Genomic DNA, 20,832 nt, shown 5'->3' on the forward strand with positions numbered 1-20,832 from the left:
TATGTCACTAGTTAAATATTTTTTGAGGAAGAGTTGTGGTAGGTAGATTGAAAAGAACTTGTATGTTGGTTGGCAGCTTACTAGCTTGCTATGGTTATGCTTATTCAGAAGACTCCCCACAAGTGGTTTCTCAGGGAGGGCCTCTGGGAGCTACAAGTATTGGGGATCAGAGTCTTGGTCAATCATCACAGAATAGTACAAGCTCAGCTTCGACTACAGCAAATGCTTCTCAGCAGTCAAGTGGTAGCGTGAATGAGAGAGAGTTATTGCTTAGTTTACAGAAGCAAGTTCAGCAGCTTCAAGGTCAGTTACAGCAGTTAAAATCACAAAATGGTGATGGTGGTTTAAAAAATACATCTAATGGTAGCTCATCGTTTACTACATATAGTTCAAAAGTAGATGGTAATAAAAAACCAGGATCTCTTGGTGGTAGTGGTGAAGGTAGAGATTTAAGTCGAGCTCTAGTGTCAGATAGTGATCCTTCTGATATTATGCAAAATGTTAGTGCTAGCGATTCAATTGTAAGTTTAGGAGATCAGCCAGCTGGAGGTATCTTTAGCTCAAATGGAGGTATTGACGTTGGTGGTGGTCCTGCAATTACAACACAGGGTCAGGTAACTTATCTAGGTTCATATTCTGGTAACAACAGTATTCCTATTGGACAGATATCTTCTAACCTATTTGCATCTACACTATTAGGGCAAAGAGAAAAGTTTGATGATTATTCAGTATTCTTTGGTGGCTTTATTGAGGCAGATGCTCAAGCATGGTTTGGTAGTGGTATTTCTAAGTGGGATCCTAGTAAGAATACTAGACTTTCTAATAATGGACAAAATATATATCTGACAAATGCTAAGTTATATTTCTTATCAAATTTAGGCCATTATGTGACAGCGCAGTTTGACTTTGATACAGATGAGTCAGGAAACTTTGGTTTGGGTAATGCTTTTGTTATATTTGGTAACCTTGATACATCGCCATTCTTTGTTACAGCAGGTAGAAACAAGCTGACAGTTGGCTCTTATGGTGGGGGTGGTACTTGGACTGGTGGTATTACCGGTTTCTTGGCACCGGGATCACCTACTAACGTTTCTCTTAACTATAAAGATAGTGTATGGAACGCTGCAGTTGCTGTATTTGGTTCAGATGATAAGCATGCTAACTTCTCGACGGGATTATTTTATGCAGATAGTTGGACGCCTAATTTGGGAGCTGGTTTTAACGTTGGTTATGTGTATAATATTGCGGGTGCACAAAATAGCAATATTAGTGACTCATTAGATCGCCTTGGGCGTACTGGGGATACAGTTGGTGCTATTAACGTTGATGGAAACTTGGCTTATAGTATTTGGGGCGGTATTGTCAACATGGCTGCAGGATGGGCAAGTACAACAAACTCAGAAGAGTTTAATGGTGTTGGTACAGGAAATGTGTTGGCTGGGGCATGGTATGGCGCGCTTAACTACGCAGCTATGTTAGGAGGTAGAAATACTAACTTTGGTGTAACATATGGTCAGACTTATAATGCTGCCGCTATCCCAATGGGTACTTCAAATGCCTCACCAACCTTTGGTAATACTGCAACGGGTATTAAACAACAGCTTATTTTCTCGGCTCAGAGAGCATACTTTGATGATAACGTTCTATTTGGTCCAGAATACTCATACCAAAGACTATACAGCGGTGAGCATATGAATACAATTACTCTTGATATGTCAGTATACGTATAGAAATATATTATGAATGCTTAAAAAAAAGATATATGCTTCAGCATTAATTTTTTCAATTTTTGACATCTCTTATGCAGATGATCAGCAACAGTTGAGTCAACAGGAAGTTGCTCAATTAGCAAGTCAAATTAAATTGCTACAAGCAGAGATTAATAATTTAGATCAGCAAGAAAATACAGAAGTCAAGGTTGGCTTAGGTTCGCAACAAAAAGCTAATGTTGAATTTAGTGATTTTGATAAAAATGTAAGAGTTAGGGAGCAGTATTTGCAAGAGCAAATGGTTATAGTCGCCCCTGCTAATAGCGATAGCGACCAGGTCGATGTTGGTGATCAAGTTAAGATTACTACGCAGGGTGAAGTTACTTATGTGGGCTCATTCTCAAGTAATAACACCGTACCGATTGGTCAGTTACCAAGTAACCTTTTTGCATCAAGTATTCTTAGGCAGAGAGCATTCTTTGATGATTATGCAATCTTTTTTGGTGGATTTATTCAGGCAGATGCTCAGATCTGGAATGGTAGCAATATTACAACAAGGTCAGGCGGAACCTTTGACGGTAATGGCGAAAACATATACCTTACAAGCGCAACACTATATTTTTTGGCAAATCTTGGGCATTATGTAACCGCTAATATGGATTTTGTCGCTGATCAAAATAATAACTATGATCTTCAGGAAGGTTTTGTCATTTTTGGTAATCTTGACACAACACCAGTATTTGTATCTGTTGGTAAGTATAGACCTTCTGTTGGATCTTATGGTGGTGGTGGTCCATGGACAAATAGTATTACTGCGAATATGTTTAGACCAAATAGAATTACCAATGCAGCTATAAACTATAAAGGCGACACTTCAAATGCCAACTTTACGCTTTTTGATGCGGAGAATCATGCAACTTTTTCATTAGCATATTTTGATGCTGTAAAAATTGATAATCTAGGGCAAATTGGTTTTAACCTAGGGTATATGCATGATATTAGAGGAGCTAATAGTAGATTTAGTTTTATAAATAATCGTGTTGGTGAGTTTAATGTCGATACAGCAGTTAGTATCCAGAGTATACCTTTTTTACCTGGTAATCTAAATCTTGGGACAGGTTGGGCAACGACTACTACGCAAAGTACACAGTTTAACGGTTATGGTAATGCTTATGCAGGAGCTTTTACAGTACAGGCTGCGTATACATTAACATTGTTTGGTAAGGGGCAAAACATTAACGCCAGTTATGGGCATTCATACAATGCCGATAATATACCTATGCCTCTATCTGCAGGGGTTGGGACTTTCAAAACAGCATCGGGAATTAAAGATCAGATTTTGATATCTACCCAAAGGTCTTTATTTGATGATAATATACTGGTTGGTCCAGAGTACTCTTGGCAAAGCTTGTATAATGGTCAGAAAATGAATACGTTCACTATAGATTTATCTGTGTATGTTTAATATGAGCTTTAGCTTTATAAAAATCGATAAATAGAGTAAGATTAGTAATTAGTATATATAATAAATTTATAGGACATATATGTCTTTCTTGGTTGCAATAGTTGGTAGAGCCAATGTTGGTAAATCTACTCTTTTTAATGTTTTAACAAACTCTCGTGATGCATTGGTTTTTGATTTTGAGGGAGTAACTCGTGATCGTCAATATGGTCAGGCTAAATACGATGGCTTAGATTATCTTGTTGTCGATACTGGTGGTATATCTGATCAAGATGCAGGTTTTGATGAGTTTATGGCAAAACAGTCTCAGATGGCAATAGATGAAGCAAATTTAGTTTTCTTTGTGGTTGATGGTAGATCAGGTTTAACAGCTGGAGATGAGTATGTTGCCGATCTTTTGCGTCAGAAAGATAAGAAAGTAGTAGTTGTCGTGAATAAAGTAGATGGTGTTGAAGAAGAGTCTGCAATGGCGGATTTTTATAAATTTGGCTTTGAAAAAGTATTTTCAGTATCAGCAGCACATCGTAGAAACACCCAAAAGCTTATTGATAAATTTCTTAAAAAACCTCTGAATGAATACTATCAGGACTACACTCAGACACAAGAGCATAAGGAGCAACTGCGCCATGGTATACACTTCTCGCTTATTGGGCGCCCTAATGTAGGTAAATCAACACTTACAAATAGAATGCTTGGAGAGGACAGAGTGGTAGTTTTTGATATGCCTGGCACTACTATCGATAGTGTTAGTATTCCGTTTGAGCGCCATGGGCATAAATACACTATTGTTGATACAGCAGGTGTGCGTAAAAGGGGTAAGGTAAAACAGACATTAGAAAAGTTTTCTGTTATTAAGACTCTACAAGCAATACAAGATTCAAATGTTGTGGTTGCTGTGGTTGATGCAAGACAAGGAATTTCAGATCAGGATTTAAGTTTGATACATTTTGCTATCAAGAATGGTAGAGCACTTGTGTTGGCTATAAATAAGTGGGATGGTATGACTGAAGAAGATCGCAATCAAGTTAAACAAGATTTGAAGCGAAAATTATTCTTCTTAGAAGATTATGTCGATATGCACTTTATTTCAGCATTGCATGGTACAAATGTAGGACATGTGTTTGAGTCTATAGATACTGCATATAATTGTGCGAATAAAAAAATAACTACAGCAGATGCAACTCGTCTGATGCAACTTGCTGTTGAGGCTCATTCACCCCCGATGGTTGGTAAATTTAGAATTAAGCTTAAGTATGCTCATGTTGGTGGGCATAATCCTCCTGTCATCGTTATACATGGTAATCAAGTTAATAGATTACCTAATTCATACAAAAGATATTTAGAAAATTTCTTTAGAGAAGCTTTAGATTTTCGTGGTACTCCTATAGTATTTGAATTTAAACAGTCAGACAATCCTTTTGCAGATAGAAAAAATAAGAGAACAAAAGATGAAGGCAGTAAGAGTAAAAAAGCTAAATAAAATTGCTGAAGAAGTAACGATTAGTATTAGTGGTGCAAAAAATGCTCTGCTACATTTAATTTTTGCAGGATTGATTCCAGATACTAAGACCAAGTTTTGTAATGTACCTACAACTCTTTTAGACTATAAAGGAGCTAAGGAAATTTTAAAAAATGTTGGTGCCAGAGTTGTAGAGAAAGGAGAGTGTGTAACTATTGATACTAGTTCTATCTCGAATGAACCTCTTGAGTTATGCGGTGAGATGACATCTAAAACTAGATGCTCACTGATGCTACTAGGCTCTATGTTGAAGAAGAAGGGTCGTGTAAGAATTGGCTTTCCTGGAGGTTGTAGCTTTAGTGAGAAAAGACCTTTTGATATTCATCTTAATGGGTTGGAAGCTCTTGGTGCAGAAGTGAAGTTGGCGGATGATTATATAGATGTTATCTATAAGGAAGAAAAAGACGCTGAGTTTAAAATGCTTTTTCCTTCTGTTGGTGCTACTATGAATTTGGTCATGTATGCTGTCATAGGTAGTTCTGAGGTAGTTCTTGAAAATGTTGCCTTAGAGCCGGAGGTCGTTACTTTAATTGACTATCTAAATCAATGTGGTGCAAATATTTATTTTGATACTGATAGTAGGAAGATCAGGGTAATTGGTGTTTCTAGGTTGTCAGGATGTGAGTTTGAGATAATTTTTGACCGGATTCAAGCTATGACCTATGCTGCTATGGCTTATTTATATAAAACAAATGTTACAATTACGAATATTAATACTAATGATACTTATAACATTGAAAAGCCTCTTGAGAAGCTTACAAATATAGGTGCTAGATGGGAGTATGATCAAGCTGGTAATAGTATTAAATTCTTCGGTAAAGATAGCATTATAAAAGGTGATGACATAATAGCAGCACCTTTTCCACATTTTCCTACAGATTTGCAGCCTATATTTGCAGTTATGTTATTTATGGCAAATAGTTCAAGTACTATTCAAGATACCGTATATCCTGAACGCATCAATTATGTGTACCAGATCCGTAAGATGGGTTTCAATATTTCAATAGATAATAATTTAATAAAAATAAGCCCTGTTAGCGATTTGAAAAATATACGTCCTGCTGTAATGAGTGTAAAAGATTTGCGAGCAGGCATGGCATGTTTAATGGCTGGATCATTGTTGGATGAGTTTTCGACTATTAATAATGCTCATCAAATTTTTAGAGGGTATAATAATCTCATAGAAAATATGTCTCATTTTATGCAGATTGAGATTTTAGATGGTAATGTTTAGGTAGCAGATGTCAAAATATATATCTTTAGAACAGTATAATACATATCGCATAAAATCTTATGCTAAGCATGTTTATTTTCCAGATAATGAAAAAGAGTTATTAGAAATTGTGAATAGGCATAATCAGGTATTTTTTCTTGGTAACGGTAGTAATGTTATTTTTTCGAAAGAATATTATGATGATGTTGCGTTTGTGGTATTTTGTGAAAATTTTAATTCTTTTAATATTGATGATAAATGTGTAAAAGTTCAAGCAGGAGTCTTATTACAAGATCTTGCACTTGCGACCTATGAGGCTGGTTTAAGTGGCATAGAGACTTTTTATGATGTTCCAGCTAGTGTAGGTGGTGCATTGATTATGAATGCCGGTGCTTATGGAGATGAAATATATACATATGTAAAAAGTGTTACGATTCTGGATCTCAAAACAAAAAAAATAAAGAAATATCTCAAAGATGAAATTGAGTATGGTTATAGATACTCTATGTTTAAATATCTTAATGATATTTGTATATTATCAGCGGAGTTTGAGTTTGAGTCAAAATCTAAGCAAGAGATTAAAATGAAACTTGATGATATCTATTCGAGAAGGTTATTGAATTTGCCTCAAAAACCTACAGCGGGAAGTGTTTTTAAGAGACCTCAAGCAAATATGCCTGTAGGAGTTATGGTTGAAGAGCTGGGACTTAAAGGTAAGCAAGTTGGAGGTGCTCAGATATCCCCTAAACATGGAGGTATTATAGTTAATAATGGTCATGCTACGGGTGAGGATATACTGCGACTTATAGAGCTCATAAAACGAGAGGTTTTAGAACATTATAGTATTGAACTACATGAAGAACAGATTGTTATTTAATATCTTTAGTTAAAAGCTCTTTTTTATATGTCTAATATCGAATATACTTTGTTTAGGAAAAATATTTTTAATAAATTATGAAAATAAAGATTTTATCTTCTTTCATTATGGTATCTTTATTTTTTAGCAGTTCTTTTGCTGATACTATTACAGCTAAAGCTAATCAAGCAGTTAATGTAGACACGAGTGATAATCCGTTACGAGATTATGCTCAAAAAACATCTATAAATACAGATTCAGCAATTAATACGACGCCCACATCATCTAATAGCACTCAGATTCTCGATACAAATCAGAGTGATGATAATGTTCCTAAGGCAAATGATTATGGAGATGCATTGAGTAGTTTGGTTGATACAAGTGATGATGATTATGATAAGCTGATTGCAGAAGCAAATGCTATTTTAGCAGATAGCACACCATCTGAAACCAAAAAAAAGATTGATGCTTTCAATAAAGAATTAGAAGAAAGGTCTAAAAAAGAAAAAGACAATTTTATTAAGAGTACAGCAGGTAATACTTTGAGTAAAGCGAGTGATATAGTCAATAGTAACCAAACACAGAAAGTAGATCAGAAATTTGATGAGTCCTATAATACATATTCAGAAAAATCATCAGGTGATTATATAAATGAAAATGTTAAAAACTATGATGAGGATTATAAACCAAAAAACTATGATGGACTTCTTGAAAGTATTAGTACTCCTAAGGATATTGAAGAATCTTTCAATGATATAGATAAAGATGAAAATGATGATTTTAAATATAAACTAAAAGATGGTTATCCTATTGAGCAAATAACAACGGTTGGTTTATTAAGTGGTGAACAGAAGCGCTATAAGAAATGTTTGATAATGAAGACTTATGGTGGTGGTACATGGAGAACATATTGTCAGCCACTTAAAAAGCCTACTAAATGTCCTGATTATGATTGGCAACAGCTATCATCTATGTCTATCATGTACTGCTAAAATAAAACTATTAATTCTTTTTAAACTCCGTTATTTGTTTTTTAAGCTCGTCTAGGCTTATTCTATTAGGATTTGCGCGTGGGGTTATATTATTATCTTCATTCTTGCGAACCGCATAACCGTATAGAGCTTCTATTTCTAATTGTAGATTTTGCTTAAATTTATTAATAAAAGTATTCCACATATTTTTACCAGTCAGACAAGTATGCATATTTGTATCTGCTAGAGGCTCATTGAGATGTCTAATATCTTCAAAGACAGTATTAGTGTTCTCATAAGTAAATGTAATAAGATCTGATTCGATAGCAGGAGTTTTGTATCTACTAGTTTGTAGGGTATTACCCCATGTTAGAAGATCTATCATATCATTTGTATGCTTTGACTTACTAATAGTTGCAAAAGCCTTTTTCATAGAGTCAAAAGATTTATCGCCAAAGGTCGAAAATAAAAGGATACCATCATCATTTAGTAGCTCATAGTAGTCATCTAATTCTTGAGCTAAATTATCGGTTAGATGGATAATACTATTTGATATAATTATATCGAAAGATTGGATTTGATCTTGGTTTTTATGTATTCTTGTATTAGGAAAGCGACTTTGTAAACTGTTTAAATAATCATCATCACAATACCCAGTTACCAAGATATCTGATGGATTAAGCTTTATGAAGTCAAGTCTTTTGAGTAGCCTATGAGCTATCTCATTTTTAATAAAAGATTGTCGATATAACTTTCTGTTGGATATTCTATTTAAGAAGAGATTATAATTAAACATAAGTGATCGCAATAAAATATTTGTATGAAGATTATAACAAAAATACTGCAAATACTCTCTATTCAGAATTGTTTATTATGTAGACAGTCAGCAGAAGATATAGTTTGTAATTACTGTTTACATAATCTAGAAGAAGACTTGAATACACAGCAGTACAAGTTAGATTTTGATATTGAGTATGATTACTATCATCTACTTAGTTACACTACAGAAGTTAGATATTTATTGCAAAAGTTTAAGTTTCAAAAAGATTTGTTAGTAGCGCAGATGTTCAGTAAGCTTATGCAGAAATGGTGGGATAAGATGGGCGATAAATACTTCGCTGATGTTGATGCCATTGCTACAGTGCCCATACATAGACTTAGATATGTCTATAGAGGGTTTAATCAGTCTGAGCTACTTGCTAGTGAATTAGCAGAATATGCTGATATTAGAACAGTGTTTTTAAATTGCTCACGTACGAAATATACAAAGTCACAAGCTAAATCATCCAAGCAAAAAAGAGCTTCACAGATAAAGGGAGTATTCCAGCTTAATCAACCTATTATAGCTAAGCATTTATTGATATTTGATGATGTTTTGACAACAGGGGCAACGATTAGAGAATTTATAGGAACTATATCAGAAGGTAGCCAAATTGATAAAATATCTATAGTTACTCTCGTGCGTCCAGAATAAGAAGTCTGCAATGTAGCTAATCCGAATAACTTTTGAAGCCGTTTTGTTATCCTATGGCTTGACCTAGGATCCATTTATTATGGGTTTTAAACTTGGATTCTACGATCAAGTCGTAGAATGACATTTTTCTTTCTGATGAATTATTTACTATAAGAAAATGTTATAAATATGATAAAATCAATATATTTAATAATCGTATATAATTTTGTAATAATACTATCAACAAATTAAAAGATTATATGAAAAGGTATCAAAATGAAAAAATTAGTATTATTAGTGGTTTCAGTTATGGGTTTAATAAATGTGAGCTTTGCTAGTGGTTTACATGAGCTAAATAGTTTCTCAAGTAGCTCATTCCCACCACCAGTGATGATATTAGCCGAGTAAGGCTTACTCAGGAAGTTTTAGTTTAATTCTACCACCTAGTATATGAGCATGAATATGAAAAACCATCTGTCCACCTTCTTTACCAGTATTAAAAACAGTTTTAAAACCTTTTAAACCAAGTAGTTTAGCAACCTTAGGTATACTTAACATAAATTTACCCATAAGCTCTTCATCTTCTTCAGTTAGCTCATTCAGGCTAGCTATATGTTTCTTTGGAATAACTAAAACATGAGTATCAGCAGCTGGATTGATATCATGGAAAGCAAAAACATTTTGATCTTCATAAACTTTCTTTGATGGAATCTCGCCTGTGATAATCTTACAAAAAATACAATCAGACATTTATTTCTCCTTTTTGAAAATATAATAAGCCAAGCAAACAACACCTGCTATCAATATGGTTGTACTATGAGTAGTGATTAAATCCTGCAATTTAGTCAGAGAGCTAGTATCTTTAGTTATATTTGCTATAGCGCCTGTAGATATTAATAAAGCACTTGCACCCAATGCAAATCGATGCTTTTTCTTAGGTTCTTTAGCTTTACTAACTTGGTGTGATGGCGTGGTTTTTAAATTCATCTGCGTATGTTGTAATATATCAAATACCATACGTGGCAGTTCTGGTAGTCTATCACTAACTCTAGGCATATTCTCTAGCGAACGATGATAAAAACCTCTTAATCCCATTTGTTCTTTCATCCATTTCTCTAATATTGGACGAGATGTTTCCCATATATTAAGTTCTGGACATAGTTTTTGTCCAAGACCTTCAACATGAAATAGAGTTTTCTGCAACAATGTAAGTTGAGGTTGTATATTCATGTTGAAACGACGAGCAACAGCAAATAGCTGCATCAAAGTATAGCCTAGTGAAATTTCTTTCATAGGTTTTTCAAAAATTGGCTCACAAACTGTTCTGATAGCAGACTCCAATACATCTTCACGCGTGTCACTAGGAACCCAGCCTGACTCTATGTGTAGTTCAGCCACTTTGCGATAGTCACGTTTAAAAAATGCCAAAAAATTACCTGCTAGATAACGCTGGTCATCACGATTAAGTGTACCAACAATACCAAAGTCGATAGATATGTATTTTGGATCTGCTGGATTTGTGACATCGATAAACATGTTACCAGGGTGCATATCTGCATGGAAGAAGCAGTCATCAAACACTTGAGAGTAGAATATCTCCACACCTCGCTGTGCTAATAAACGGCGATCAACCCCTAGAGCATTGAGAGTTTCGATATCAGATACTCTGACACCACTGACACGTTCCATAACCATTACTGTAGAGCTAGTATATTCCCAATATATCTTAGGTACATAATGTATAGTTGAGCCCTCGAAGTTTCTGCGTATTTGAGATGCATTAGATGCTTCGCGTACTAGATCAAGTTCATCAAAGAAGCTTTGATTAATTTCTTTGACAATTTCAACAGGCTTGAAACGCTTAATTTCTTTTAGTTTGCTAAGTAGTGTTGCAAAGAAAAGCATCAAAGAAGTATCAAGTTTTAGGATTTTCTCTATACCTGGTCGCAATACTTTAACTACAACTTTTTCATCATTTTGAAGTGCTGCACCATGAACTTGAGCAACTGAAGCAGAGGCTAGCGGGGTGCTTTCAAAACTTTTGAATATCTTAGTTATTGGTTTTTTTGCAGCATTTTCAATTTGTTGAGCAGCAATATCGTTATCGAAAGGAGGCACGTTATCTTGGAGCTTAGAGACCTCTTTTATAACTTCAGGAGGAAGCAGGTCAGCACGGACAGATAACGCTTGTCCAAACTTAATAAATATAGGTCCAAGTCTCTCTAGTGCCTCTCTAATTCTGACACCGTGCTCTAGTTTGCGTATTCTTGGAGAGTAATAAAAAGGGTTTACTAAAAGTATAAGCTTAAGACTTCTTATTTTAGTTGCTCTAATTGGTTCATTGAGAAGGCAATACCTATTTATAATATAAAAAATATATATAAGTCTTAGAAATTTTCTAATCATTGTATAAGCTCTGTAATAAGTTTAGTTTGGCTTCTATTCTATCAGTAGCCTGTTTTAGCTCTTGAACTTGACGATAAAAAATATTTATCTCATTTTGTGATATTAATGTTCTTTTTTCTTCAGTTAAAAAATCTTTAATATCAACTATAGTTTCTTGGCGTGATGTTCTAAGATATTGTTTCGCTTTAGTGAAAGGTTTCGCTATTATCGCTGCAAATTCCGGGCTAGTAACTTCAGATATCTTATATACTAAATCAATATCAATAGCACTTATGAACTTATTGAACTCATTTAGGTCTTTAAGGCTACCTTGGTAATCAAGTTTATTGGCAATTATAAGTTCCTGAAGGTTCTTGTTGAATACTAGCTCAAGAATATGAGCAAGTTTACCTTTTAGCACATTTTTAGAATGCTCATCAGTAGCATGGATTTTTGATTTTTCAACTTTTAATGTAACCGAAAAATCAATATCAGTAATCTCTACCCTTAATGTTTTATTATTAAGTGGTAGCAGCAAACTACTCATTTGTGGGTCAAGTTTAGATAATAATATTAGGACGTTATCTATTATTTGAATCATTTTAGTACTTATATCCGATATGTAAAGCTACGATTCCACCAGTCATGTTCTGATATTCAACATTATCAAAACCAGCATCATACATCATTTGCTTTAGTGTTTCTTGATCTGGATGTTTGCGGATTGATTCAGCAAGATATTTATAACTTTCAGCATCTTGAGTGATGATTTTGCCTAAAAAAGGTAAAGCTTTGAAAGAGTATTCATCATAAACCTTAGATAGCATAGGTACTATGGGTTTTGAGAATTCTAGTACTAGTAATCTTCCGCCTGGTTTTAGTACTCTGCACATTGATGCTATAGCTTTAGCTTTGTCAGTGACATTTCTTAAACCAAAAGATATTGTTATACAGTCAAAATAATTATCAGGAAATGGTAGAGATTCAGCATTAGCTTGAACATATTCAATATTACCTACACACCCTTTATTGGTAAGCTTCTCTTTACCCACTTCTAACATTGATGAGTTGATGTCACTCAAAACCACTTTACCTTGTGAGCCTACCATTTGACAGAATTTATATGCTAAATCACCAGTTCCTCCAGCTAAGTCAAGAACTCTGTCTCCTTTGCGTATGCCAGTCTTTGCAATAGTTTGCTTTTTCCAGATGCGATGGATACCAAAAGACATTAAATCATTCATTAAGTCATACTTAGCCGCTACTGAGTGGAAAACTCCGGCAACTTTTTTTTGTTTTTCTTCCCAAGGTACTTCTGTAAAACCGAAATCTGTTGTTTTATTTTCTTTAGACATTTAAACTAAAAATTATAATATTAAGATATAATTTCATTATAGCAGAATATCAAGTATTTGTATTGGCAAGATACCATTAAATAGGGAGTGTAATAATGTATATATTATCTGGAGATATCGGTGGAACTAATACTAGATTAGAGGTTTCTCTTCTAGAAGATGGATTAACACAGAGCATTGCCATCAGGAAGTATAAAGGAGCAAACTTTAATTGTTTGTCTGATATTGTTGATAAGTTTTTGCTAGAAGTTGATTTGGTGGGGCAGATTGATTCTGTGTGTCTTGCTGTTGCTGGATTTGTCGCAAATGGAGAAGTTCAAGTAACAAATTTACCATGGTTAGTCTCAGAGCAGTATATCTCAGAAGGCCTTGGGATAGATAAAAGTAAAGTTAAAGTTATAAATGACTTTGAAGCCATAGGTTATGGAATAGAGTCTTTGGATAGAGAAAAAGATCTTATTACTCTCCAAGAAGGTAAAAAAGATGATGAAACATTGTGTGCTGTAGTCGGTGCTGGTACAGGTCTAGGTATGTGTCTAGTTAGTTATGATAAAGATCATAATCCTAGAGTGTACAAAACTGAAGGTGGGCATGTTGACTTTTCACCAGTTGATGATGAGCAAATTCAACTCTTCAGATTTATGCGTAGAACTTTTCATCGTATATCTCCAGAAAGATTTTGCAGTGGCTATGGCATTTTCAATATATATAAGTATGTTGTACGTAATCCTTTATATGATCAGCCAGAGTGTCAATCGTTACGAAGAGAATTATTTAGCGTATCAGATTCTGATAAAGCAGCAGTTATTGTTAAGTATGCCATAGAGCATAGAGAACCCTCTGCGTTAAGAACTATAGATATATTTTTAAGTATATATGGATCAGTAGCAGGTAATTTAGCATTATCAAGTTTACCTTTTAGAGGGTTGTACATTGCTGGAGGTATTGCACCTAGACTTATCAAACAAATCAAAGAAAGTAAGTTTTTAGAGAAATTCAGAGATAAAGGTAGAATGTCTAGTATGATGAAAGATTTTCCAGTTCATATAATTATGAATACAGATGTTGGTTTAATTGGTGCGCGTACTTATGCAGCAGGCTTAGTTAAAGTAGAGTAAAATTATTTTTTTTCTTTGAGATATTTTGAAAGTCTCAATGCTCCCAACCATATTAGATAAGCTACTACACATCCTGCTATTGCCACATAAAAAGTAGCAAATACGAAAAAGATCCCAACTAATATAGCTAATTCAGTGATAAAAAATATAGCTAATATAGCAATCAGGCAAATACAGCTGAAAACATTCCGGTATGTACATATTTTATTTGCTGAATTTGGTTCTTGGTTTAAGCTTTCTTGATTCATGTTATTTATATATCGTTATAATAGGTTAATTATACAGTTGGTAATTATTGCATTGCAAATGAAATATTAAGATTATCTTTTTATATGTTTTGATAGATAAATAGACTGAATTATTAAGAAAATAAAAGTTATGCCAAGAAGGCCAAAAAGTTTAAAGTTCATCCATATATTCGTTGAAAAAAAGTAAGCAACAAATAAGTTAAGATTTCCTAGCACTGTAAAGTAAGCACCCCACATATTGTTGATTTCTCTCCACTTATGTCTTTTTAACTCAACGGCTTCTTTGAGAATTTTTTGCATTGGTGTTTCTTTCATTGTATATGTTGATATTATCAAACCAATTCCTATTAACCAGTTGATTATGCTAACTTTCCATTTTATAAACTCTTCATTATGGAAGTATAAAGTGGCTCCGCCAAATACCACAACAAGTACAGCTATTAGAATTTGTGCTTTAGCAATTTTTCTATGAGCAATATACTCCCAAATTACTTGAGCAACTGTAACTATAATCAATGCAGCAGTAGCATAAAAAATATCATAGACCTTATAAACTGTAAAAAATACGATTGCTGGTAGCAAATCATTAATCATTTTATTCATTTGTATTATTGTTAAGTGTTGTATAATGTCATAAAAGTATAACTCTTGTTGCTAAGATAATGAAGAAATTAATTGAACTATATAGTTATGGTAATAATGTAACTGAATTAAAAGAGATAGCTAATATATTGGATAGTGATGGTGTTCTTGCTGTACCAACTGATTCAGGATATGCTTTAGCTTGTAGGATGAAATCAAAAAAGGCTATAGATAAGATCATCAAAATACGTGAATTAGACGGAAAACATAATTTTACTTTATCTTGTAAAGATTTATCTGAAATATCTGAATATGCAAAAGTTGATAATAGTGTTTATCGAATTCTAAAAAGATATACACCAGGGCCTTTTACTTTTATTTTAAATGCAACAAAAAAGGTATCATCATTATTGGTTACTAAATCTAAAAATACAGTTGGTATAAGGGTAAGTGAGCATTATGCTCTTCAGGCTATATCAGCAGAAATTGGTGAGCCATTAGTGATTGGGAGCTTTATTTTACCTGGGCAAGATCATGTTGTTACCGACTGCTCAGTTATTGATGATGAAGTTATGAATTATATAGATGTGATTATAGAGTCGGATTATTGTGGTTATGAGTCAACTACTGTTGTGGAAATGCTTGAATTACCATATCAGATTTTAAGACAAGGTGCCGGAGAAATAGATCTCTAATCCTAAATGTCATAGATATTGAACATTAATAAGATAGTTAAATATGAACTCTTACAAAACTATATTTGAAAATTTAGAGTTTGAAATTTCACCAATAAAAAAATCTCGCTTTATATCTTCTGTCTACAAGGTAGCTAGTCACGAAGAAGTGCTAGAGGCAATAGATAATGCAAAGATTATTTATCCTGGAGCTAATCATTATTGCTGGGCATATTCTTTGGTAGATAATAATCGGCTTAGATTTAGTGATGATGGTGAGCCAAATGGTTCGGCGGGTAAGCCCATACTTTCACATATTCAAGGTCTTGGTATATCAAATGTTTTGGTTGTGGTTGTAAGATATTTCGGGGGGACGAAGCTTGGTGTTGGTGGACTTGTTAGAGCGTATGGGCAGGCAGCTAAAGAAGGGTTGGCTTTAGCCAAAATTATCGATGTAGAGCCTCAGAGTGAAATTTTAATAGAATATGACTACTCAGAAACAGCAAATGTTGATAATCTACTAAATCGCTATAATATTCAGATTATAAGGGAGAACTATTCTAATTTGATATCCAAAGTTATTAAGATATGTACATCCAAAAAATCTATCTTCTTAGATGAAATTACGAATATAACCAAAGGTAGGGTGAAAACGTTAGAGTACTAAATTATTTTGGTTTCAACTCTACTATTACGAATAAGCATATATATAAATGAGCCAAATAAGCAAATAACCCCACTAAATATAAATACGAACATAAAATTATCATTTGTTGATTGTAGTATTATCCCAGTAATAAGCGGGGCAAGTCCAGCACCAACAAAATTAGCAAAATTCTGTAATCCACCAATTGTTCCTACTAAGCTATATGGAGAGATATCAGCAACTAATGCCCATGTTGGAGATATCCGTAGCCCCAAACAGAAAATAGTAACACTTATTACACATACTATAATAAAGATGTTGTCTATAAATGGTAGCGCTAAGATTGCTATAGATGCAACTAGACATCCGATGATTATAGGTGTTAATCGTGAAAATACTGCTGTAAATCCTTTTTTTATCATAAGATCGGATGCTATACCGCCTAACATTACTGAAGCGATTCCTGAAATAAAAGATATAGATGTTGCTATACTCATTTGCGAAAGGCTCAGGTGTTTTACTTTAATAAAATAAAAAGGTAACCATGTTAGAAATAACCAGTAAGCGTAAGATGAGCATAGATTTCCAATACATAAAAAAACTACATTCTTATTCTTTAGTGCATCAGAGATAGAAACCTTTTGAGTCTTTTTGTAAGTTGGTCTACATTGAATAGTTTCTTCTGTATGTAGAAGTTTCCAACCTAATGCAGCTAGCAATCCGATAATACCTAACAAAATAAACATACCGCGCCAATCTATCAGTAGCATTAAACCAACTAGGATTAATGGTGCTAGGATGTTAGCTAATCTAGGACCTAGAGCTACTATTGATGACATTAGCCCCCTTTGAGAACTTGGAAAACGATGCTGTATTATTCTAGTAGCGACTATGAAAAAGGGAGCTTCTGCGAGACCAAGCAATATCCGTGTTAGTAATATTGAATAAAATCCTATTACCAAGCCTCCTAATATGCAAGCTACAGACCATGCAATCATACTTACTAGCATTACTTTATTTACACCTAGTCGATCAACCATATATCCCGCCGGTAGACTAGCGATAGCATACGGCCACATAAATGCTGATAATAATATTCCCATTTCTGTTGGTGTTATATTAAAAGCATTAGCAATTTCTGTATTTGCAATACTTAGTGTAGATCTGTCAATATAATTTAATAATGCTAAAAAGAATAATAGAAAAATTATTAAAATATTATAGTAGGATTTTTTCATTACTAAATACTTAGCTTATTTAACACGCATACCAGGCTGAGCACCTTCATGCGGTTCTAGTATGTATATTCCTTTGTCATCACCAGCTGCTAGAACCATACCTTCTGACATTCCAAATTTCATTTTTCTAGGAGCTAAGTTTGCTACCATTACAGTATGTTTGCCTACCAAATCTTCTGGCTTATAGGCTGATTTTATGCCTGCAAATACTTGTTTTGTAACTCCGCCTAGATCTAATACTAGTCTAAGTAGTTTGTCTGCACCTTCAACATGTGATGCTTCAGCAATTCTAGCTACACGAAGGTCTACTTTCATGAAGTCATCAAAAGTACATTCTTCAGCTATATCAAGTTTAGACCCTTCTTTTTTAGGCTCTGTCTGTTTTTGTGATTGCTCTTTTTCTAGCATTTTTTTAGTATCCTCTAAAATCTTGTCTACTTTTTCTTTTTCTATACGTCTAGCAAGTGGTTTGAATTTGTTGATTTTATGATTCTTTAAGAATGTTGGAGTATCATTCCAGTTTGCAATTTCTATATTTAAAAAAGCCTCTGCTTTTGCAACAATGCTAGGAATTATAGGTTTTAGATATGAGACTAAAACTTTGAACATATTTATTCCTTGTGAGCATACTTGATGGACTTTTTGCTCTTGATCTTCTTCTTTAGCTAGTTGCCATGGCTTATGATGATCTATGAATTGATTTGCTTTATCTGCCAAGGCCATTATTAGTCTTACAGCATGCGCAAATTCTCTTTTCTCAAAAGCTTCTGTAATTGCGTGATGATTTTTAGCAAACTCTTCTTCCAACTCTTTATCAAAGACTTCATTAGCTAAAGTTGCATCAAATTTTTTGTATATAAAGCCAGCACAACGACTTGCTATGTTTACTACTTTACCGACTATATCAGAATTTGATTTGGTGACAAATTCTTCAAGGTTTAAATCTATATCATCTATACGAGATGTTAGTCTAGAGGCGAAATAGTATCTTAAATAGCTAGGCTCTAAATTATCTAGATAAGTTCTTGCTTGAATAAATGTACCACGAGATTTTGACATTTTTTTGCCATTTACGGTTAAGAACCCATTTGCGAAGACACTTGTAGGAGTTTTGTAACCTGTAGATGACAATATCGCTGGCCAAAAGAGTGCATGGAAATAAATAATATCTTTACCAATAAAATGATAAAGCTCGCTTTCACAAGAGTTATCTCCCCAAAATTCATTAAAATCAACATTGTTTTTGTTACAGTAATCTCTAAAGCTTGCAATGTAGCCCATCGGAGCATCTAACCAAACATAGAAGAACTTCTGTTCATTTGTGCCAGGGATTGGATAGCCAAAATATGGCGCATCACGAGATATGTCCCAGCTTTGTAATCCTTGTTCAAACCATTCTGCTAATTTATTAGCTACTTCTGGTTGTAGGCTTTTATTAGACTCAATCCAATTTTTAATATCTTTTTGTAATGCGGGTAGGTCAAAAAAGAAGTGTTCAGAATTTTTTTGTATTGGTGCTTTTCCTGATACTACTGATTTTGGGTTTATTAGTTCTGTTGGATCATAGGTTGCACCGCAAACCTCACAACTATCTCCGTATTGATCTTCAGCCTTGCATTTTGGACAAGTGCCTTTTACAAATCTATCAGGTAAAAACATCTTTGCTTCAGGATCATATGCTTGAGCTATTTCTTTTTTTGATATGAGTTTTTGAGCATTCAGCTTACCGTAGATATCTTCAACAATCTCTTTGTTTATTGGACTATGGGTTGAATGGTAATTATCAAATTCAATTTCGAAGCTTAAAAAATCTTTTTGGTGATTGTTTGAGTATTTTTCAACAAGTTCTTCTGGCGTGATACTTAAGCTTTTAGCCTTAAGCATTATTGGAGTACCGTGTGTATCACTGCCGCATACGAATATACATTCATTACCTTGTAGTTTTTGGAATCTAACCCAAATGTCTGACTGTATATATCCAAGCATATGGCCTAAATGAAGATCGCCATTTGCATATGGCAGTGCATTAGTAACTAGGATTTTTCTCATAATAAAAATACTTATATAATTTATATATGTTTAGAGTAATGGTTGTATTATAAAGTTTTTTCAAAATTTTGTTTAGTAATATATTAGTAAAAATAATAGTTAATGTAAAAAAAGATAGGAGTACTCTTGACACATTGTTATATGTATATATAATATCCTCTCACATGGTTTAGGAGAGGTGGCCGAGTGGCTGAAGGCGCTCCCCTGCTAAGGGAGTATAGGCGTTAAACCCTATCGAGAGTTCGAATCTCTTCCTCTCCGCCATCAAAAAAGTTTTCGATCTTTTCAAAATCGGGTGCTTAGCTCAGCTGGGAGAGCATCGCCCTTACAAGGCGAGGGTCGGGGGTTCGAACCCCTCAGCACCCACCACAAAATAAAAAGCGACTTAGGTCGCTTTTTTTATGTCTTAAATTTTTGTATATCACTTTTATTGGATTTTACTTTTTCTTATGTGCCTGGTGCATAGAGAATGTCTTGTAATTTATGTTTTATCGACCATATTGGATGCTTCTAAGGTAAGTTTCTGAGATCTGTTTATTAATAAATGATTTTTTTAGTTTAGTTATGAGGATAAAAGTTATTTAAATTTGCTAATAATCTAAGTAGGAATAGTTCGGGGTATATTTGTATGTGAGTTCAATTGAAATTCAACCTTATTGATTTTCAGATTCAAAACCATGTCTGCAAGTTTTTTAATATCATGTGATTTGTTAGAGTTATATTTATCAAAGGTGTAAGTGCTATATCTGGACTTATGTGAGTTTATTGTTGTTTTGTGTGCAGTTTTATAGACTTGAGTATTATGAAGTTAAACAAAGTACTGTTTTTTTATTTAGTATGGCGCGGTGTCTTAACAGTAGATTAGATTGATTTCAATATCATAAACATTAGTAGGAGCATATTAGTATTTATTATTGTATATTGAAAAATAAAGTTGTTAATAAATCTATTTCAAAAAAATCTTAACAACTTTTAAATATAATTGCCGCTAGAACTGAGGTATTAAGTATTAAAATTAATGATACGTGTAATCAATATAAAAGTAATCAGGTTAGTTGGGATAGTAGGTCTTGGTATATTTATTGAAAAAGAAATGATTAAATAAAGTTTAAAAGAAGAGGCGATCTTTTTGTTCTAAAGCGTAGTGGATAAGCTTTAAGATGGTTTAAAAGGCTATGTAGAGGTTGGTTTTTGGGGTTGAAATAGCTGTTGAAATAAAAAAGTTGTAAAAACTTTAATTTTTTTGAAGAAAGTAGTTGCATTTTGGAAGAGTGATGCGTATTATATGTCTTCACCGGCTGACGAGTGATGTTAACGGTTGGGAGCTAAGGCTTCTAAGATATTTAAGAGATAT

Annotated in this window: 20 protein-coding genes and 2 tRNA genes; 13 read left to right on the forward strand and 9 right to left on the reverse strand. The window is 33.8% G+C overall.

What is annotated here, in order from left to right:
- Positions 1 to 35 precede the first annotated feature (35 nt).
- From F3D59_RS02515 to F3D59_RS02540, 6 genes are all read left to right on the forward strand, one after another.
- Positions 36 to 1,730 carry a DUF3573 domain-containing protein gene (locus F3D59_RS02515; protein ID WP_150463659.1) on the forward strand — a complete coding sequence of 565 codons (1,695 nt, stop codon included), beginning with the start codon at positions 36 to 38 and terminating at the stop codon, positions 1,728 to 1,730.
- Between the two features lie 13 nt (positions 1,731 to 1,743).
- Positions 1,744 to 3,174 (forward strand): DUF3573 domain-containing protein, encoded by a 1,431-nt coding sequence (locus F3D59_RS02520; RefSeq protein WP_150463660.1) that lies wholly within the window; start codon positions 1,744 to 1,746, stop codon positions 3,172 to 3,174.
- Positions 3,175 to 3,253: 79 nt separating this feature from the next.
- Positions 3,254 to 4,651, forward strand: coding sequence for a ribosome biogenesis GTPase Der (der, locus tag F3D59_RS02525; protein WP_146421871.1), 1,398 nt, complete (start codon positions 3,254 to 3,256; stop codon positions 4,649 to 4,651).
- A complete protein-coding gene (locus F3D59_RS02530) occupies positions 4,620 to 5,924 on the forward strand; it encodes a UDP-N-acetylglucosamine 1-carboxyvinyltransferase (protein WP_191092417.1) in 1,305 nt (434 codons plus the stop codon). The genes der and F3D59_RS02530 overlap by 32 nt, the downstream gene beginning before the upstream one ends.
- Positions 5,925 to 5,931: 7 nt before the next feature.
- Positions 5,932 to 6,780 (forward strand): UDP-N-acetylmuramate dehydrogenase, encoded by an 849-nt coding sequence (murB, locus tag F3D59_RS02535; RefSeq protein WP_150463662.1) that lies wholly within the window; start codon positions 5,932 to 5,934, stop codon positions 6,778 to 6,780.
- 77 nt (positions 6,781 to 6,857) lie between these two features.
- Positions 6,858 to 7,751, forward strand: coding sequence for a hypothetical protein (locus F3D59_RS02540; protein WP_150463663.1), 894 nt, complete (start codon positions 6,858 to 6,860; stop codon positions 7,749 to 7,751).
- 10 nt (positions 7,752 to 7,761) lie between these two features.
- On the opposite strand, the gene F3D59_RS02545 is transcribed toward F3D59_RS02540, so the two are convergent.
- Positions 7,762 to 8,526, reverse strand: coding sequence for a biotin synthase (locus F3D59_RS02545; RefSeq protein WP_013922242.1), 765 nt, complete (start codon positions 8,524 to 8,526; stop codon positions 7,762 to 7,764).
- Positions 8,527 to 8,550: 24 nt separating this feature from the next.
- Here F3D59_RS02545 and F3D59_RS02550 point away from each other — a divergent pair, with 24 nt between their 5' ends.
- The gene (locus tag F3D59_RS02550; RefSeq protein ID WP_150463664.1) at positions 8,551 to 9,204 is read left to right on the forward strand and encodes a ComF family protein; all 654 of its coding nucleotides are present in this window, start codon (positions 8,551 to 8,553) and stop codon (positions 9,202 to 9,204) included.
- 255 nt (positions 9,205 to 9,459) lie between these two features.
- Complete coding sequence (locus tag F3D59_RS10170; protein WP_013922244.1) at positions 9,460 to 9,591, forward strand: hypothetical protein; 132 nt, start codon at positions 9,460 to 9,462, stop codon at positions 9,589 to 9,591.
- Between the two features lie 3 nt (positions 9,592 to 9,594).
- On the opposite strand, the gene F3D59_RS02555 is transcribed toward F3D59_RS10170, so the two are convergent.
- Genes F3D59_RS02555 through ubiE form a run of 4 tightly spaced genes read right to left on the reverse strand, consistent with a single transcriptional unit; the run spans position 9,595 to position 12,923 of the window.
- Positions 9,595 to 9,933 carry a histidine triad nucleotide-binding protein gene (locus F3D59_RS02555; RefSeq protein ID WP_004286395.1) on the reverse strand — a complete coding sequence of 113 codons (339 nt, stop codon included), beginning with the start codon at positions 9,931 to 9,933 and terminating at the stop codon, positions 9,595 to 9,597.
- A complete protein-coding gene (ubiB, locus tag F3D59_RS02560; RefSeq protein ID WP_150463665.1) occupies positions 9,934 to 11,589 on the reverse strand; it encodes a ubiquinone biosynthesis regulatory protein kinase UbiB in 1,656 nt (551 codons plus the stop codon).
- Positions 11,582 to 12,169 carry an SCP2 domain-containing protein gene (locus tag F3D59_RS02565; protein WP_150463666.1) on the reverse strand — a complete coding sequence of 196 codons (588 nt, stop codon included), beginning with the start codon at positions 12,167 to 12,169 and terminating at the stop codon, positions 11,582 to 11,584. Before F3D59_RS02565 ends, ubiB begins: the two co-directional genes overlap by 8 nt.
- 1 nt (position 12,170) lies before the next feature.
- Positions 12,171 to 12,923, reverse strand: a complete 753-nt coding sequence (gene ubiE / locus F3D59_RS02570) for a bifunctional demethylmenaquinone methyltransferase/2-methoxy-6-polyprenyl-1,4-benzoquinol methylase UbiE (protein ID WP_150463667.1) — start codon at positions 12,921 to 12,923, stop codon at positions 12,171 to 12,173.
- 95 nt (positions 12,924 to 13,018) lie between these two features.
- Between ubiE and glk the strand changes: the two genes are divergently transcribed.
- A complete protein-coding gene (gene glk, locus F3D59_RS02575) occupies positions 13,019 to 14,041 on the forward strand; it encodes a glucokinase (protein ID WP_150463668.1) in 1,023 nt (340 codons plus the stop codon).
- Between the two features lie 2 nt (positions 14,042 to 14,043).
- On the opposite strand, the gene F3D59_RS02580 is transcribed toward glk, so the two are convergent.
- Both F3D59_RS02580 and F3D59_RS02585 read right to left on the reverse strand, forming a co-directional pair.
- Positions 14,044 to 14,289, reverse strand: coding sequence for a hypothetical protein (locus F3D59_RS02580; RefSeq protein ID WP_149367899.1), 246 nt, complete (start codon positions 14,287 to 14,289; stop codon positions 14,044 to 14,046).
- A 72-nt stretch (positions 14,290 to 14,361) separates the two neighbouring features.
- A complete protein-coding gene (locus F3D59_RS02585; RefSeq protein WP_150463669.1) occupies positions 14,362 to 14,892 on the reverse strand; it encodes a septation protein A in 531 nt (176 codons plus the stop codon).
- 59 nt (positions 14,893 to 14,951) lie between these two features.
- Here F3D59_RS02585 and F3D59_RS02590 point away from each other — a divergent pair, with 59 nt between their 5' ends.
- A complete protein-coding gene (locus tag F3D59_RS02590; RefSeq protein ID WP_150463670.1) occupies positions 14,952 to 15,566 on the forward strand; it encodes an L-threonylcarbamoyladenylate synthase in 615 nt (204 codons plus the stop codon).
- Between the two features lie 43 nt (positions 15,567 to 15,609).
- Positions 15,610 to 16,212: a YigZ family protein gene (locus tag F3D59_RS02595; RefSeq protein WP_150463671.1), complete on the forward strand. Its 603-nt coding sequence runs from the start codon at positions 15,610 to 15,612 to the stop codon at positions 16,210 to 16,212.
- Here the strand turns inward: F3D59_RS02595 and F3D59_RS02600 are convergent.
- A complete protein-coding gene (locus tag F3D59_RS02600) occupies positions 16,209 to 17,429 on the reverse strand; it encodes an MFS transporter (RefSeq protein WP_150463672.1) in 1,221 nt (406 codons plus the stop codon). The two genes, F3D59_RS02595 and F3D59_RS02600, sit on opposite strands and share 4 nt — an antisense overlap.
- 15 nt (positions 17,430 to 17,444) lie before the next feature.
- Complete coding sequence (gene metG, locus F3D59_RS02605; RefSeq protein WP_150463673.1) at positions 17,445 to 19,478, reverse strand: methionine--tRNA ligase; 2,034 nt, start codon at positions 19,476 to 19,478, stop codon at positions 17,445 to 17,447.
- Positions 19,479 to 19,650: 172 nt separating this feature from the next.
- Here metG and F3D59_RS02610 point away from each other — a divergent pair.
- Positions 19,651 to 19,742: transfer RNA gene (locus tag F3D59_RS02610), tRNA-Ser, on the forward strand.
- Positions 19,743 to 19,771: 29 nt separating this feature from the next.
- Positions 19,772 to 19,847, forward strand: a tRNA-Val gene (locus F3D59_RS02615).
- Positions 19,848 to 20,832: the final 985 nt, after the last annotated feature.

It is taken from the genome of Francisella sp. XLW-1, from assembly GCF_008711455.1.
GTDB lineage: Bacteria > Pseudomonadota > Gammaproteobacteria > Francisellales > Francisellaceae > Francisella > Francisella salimarina.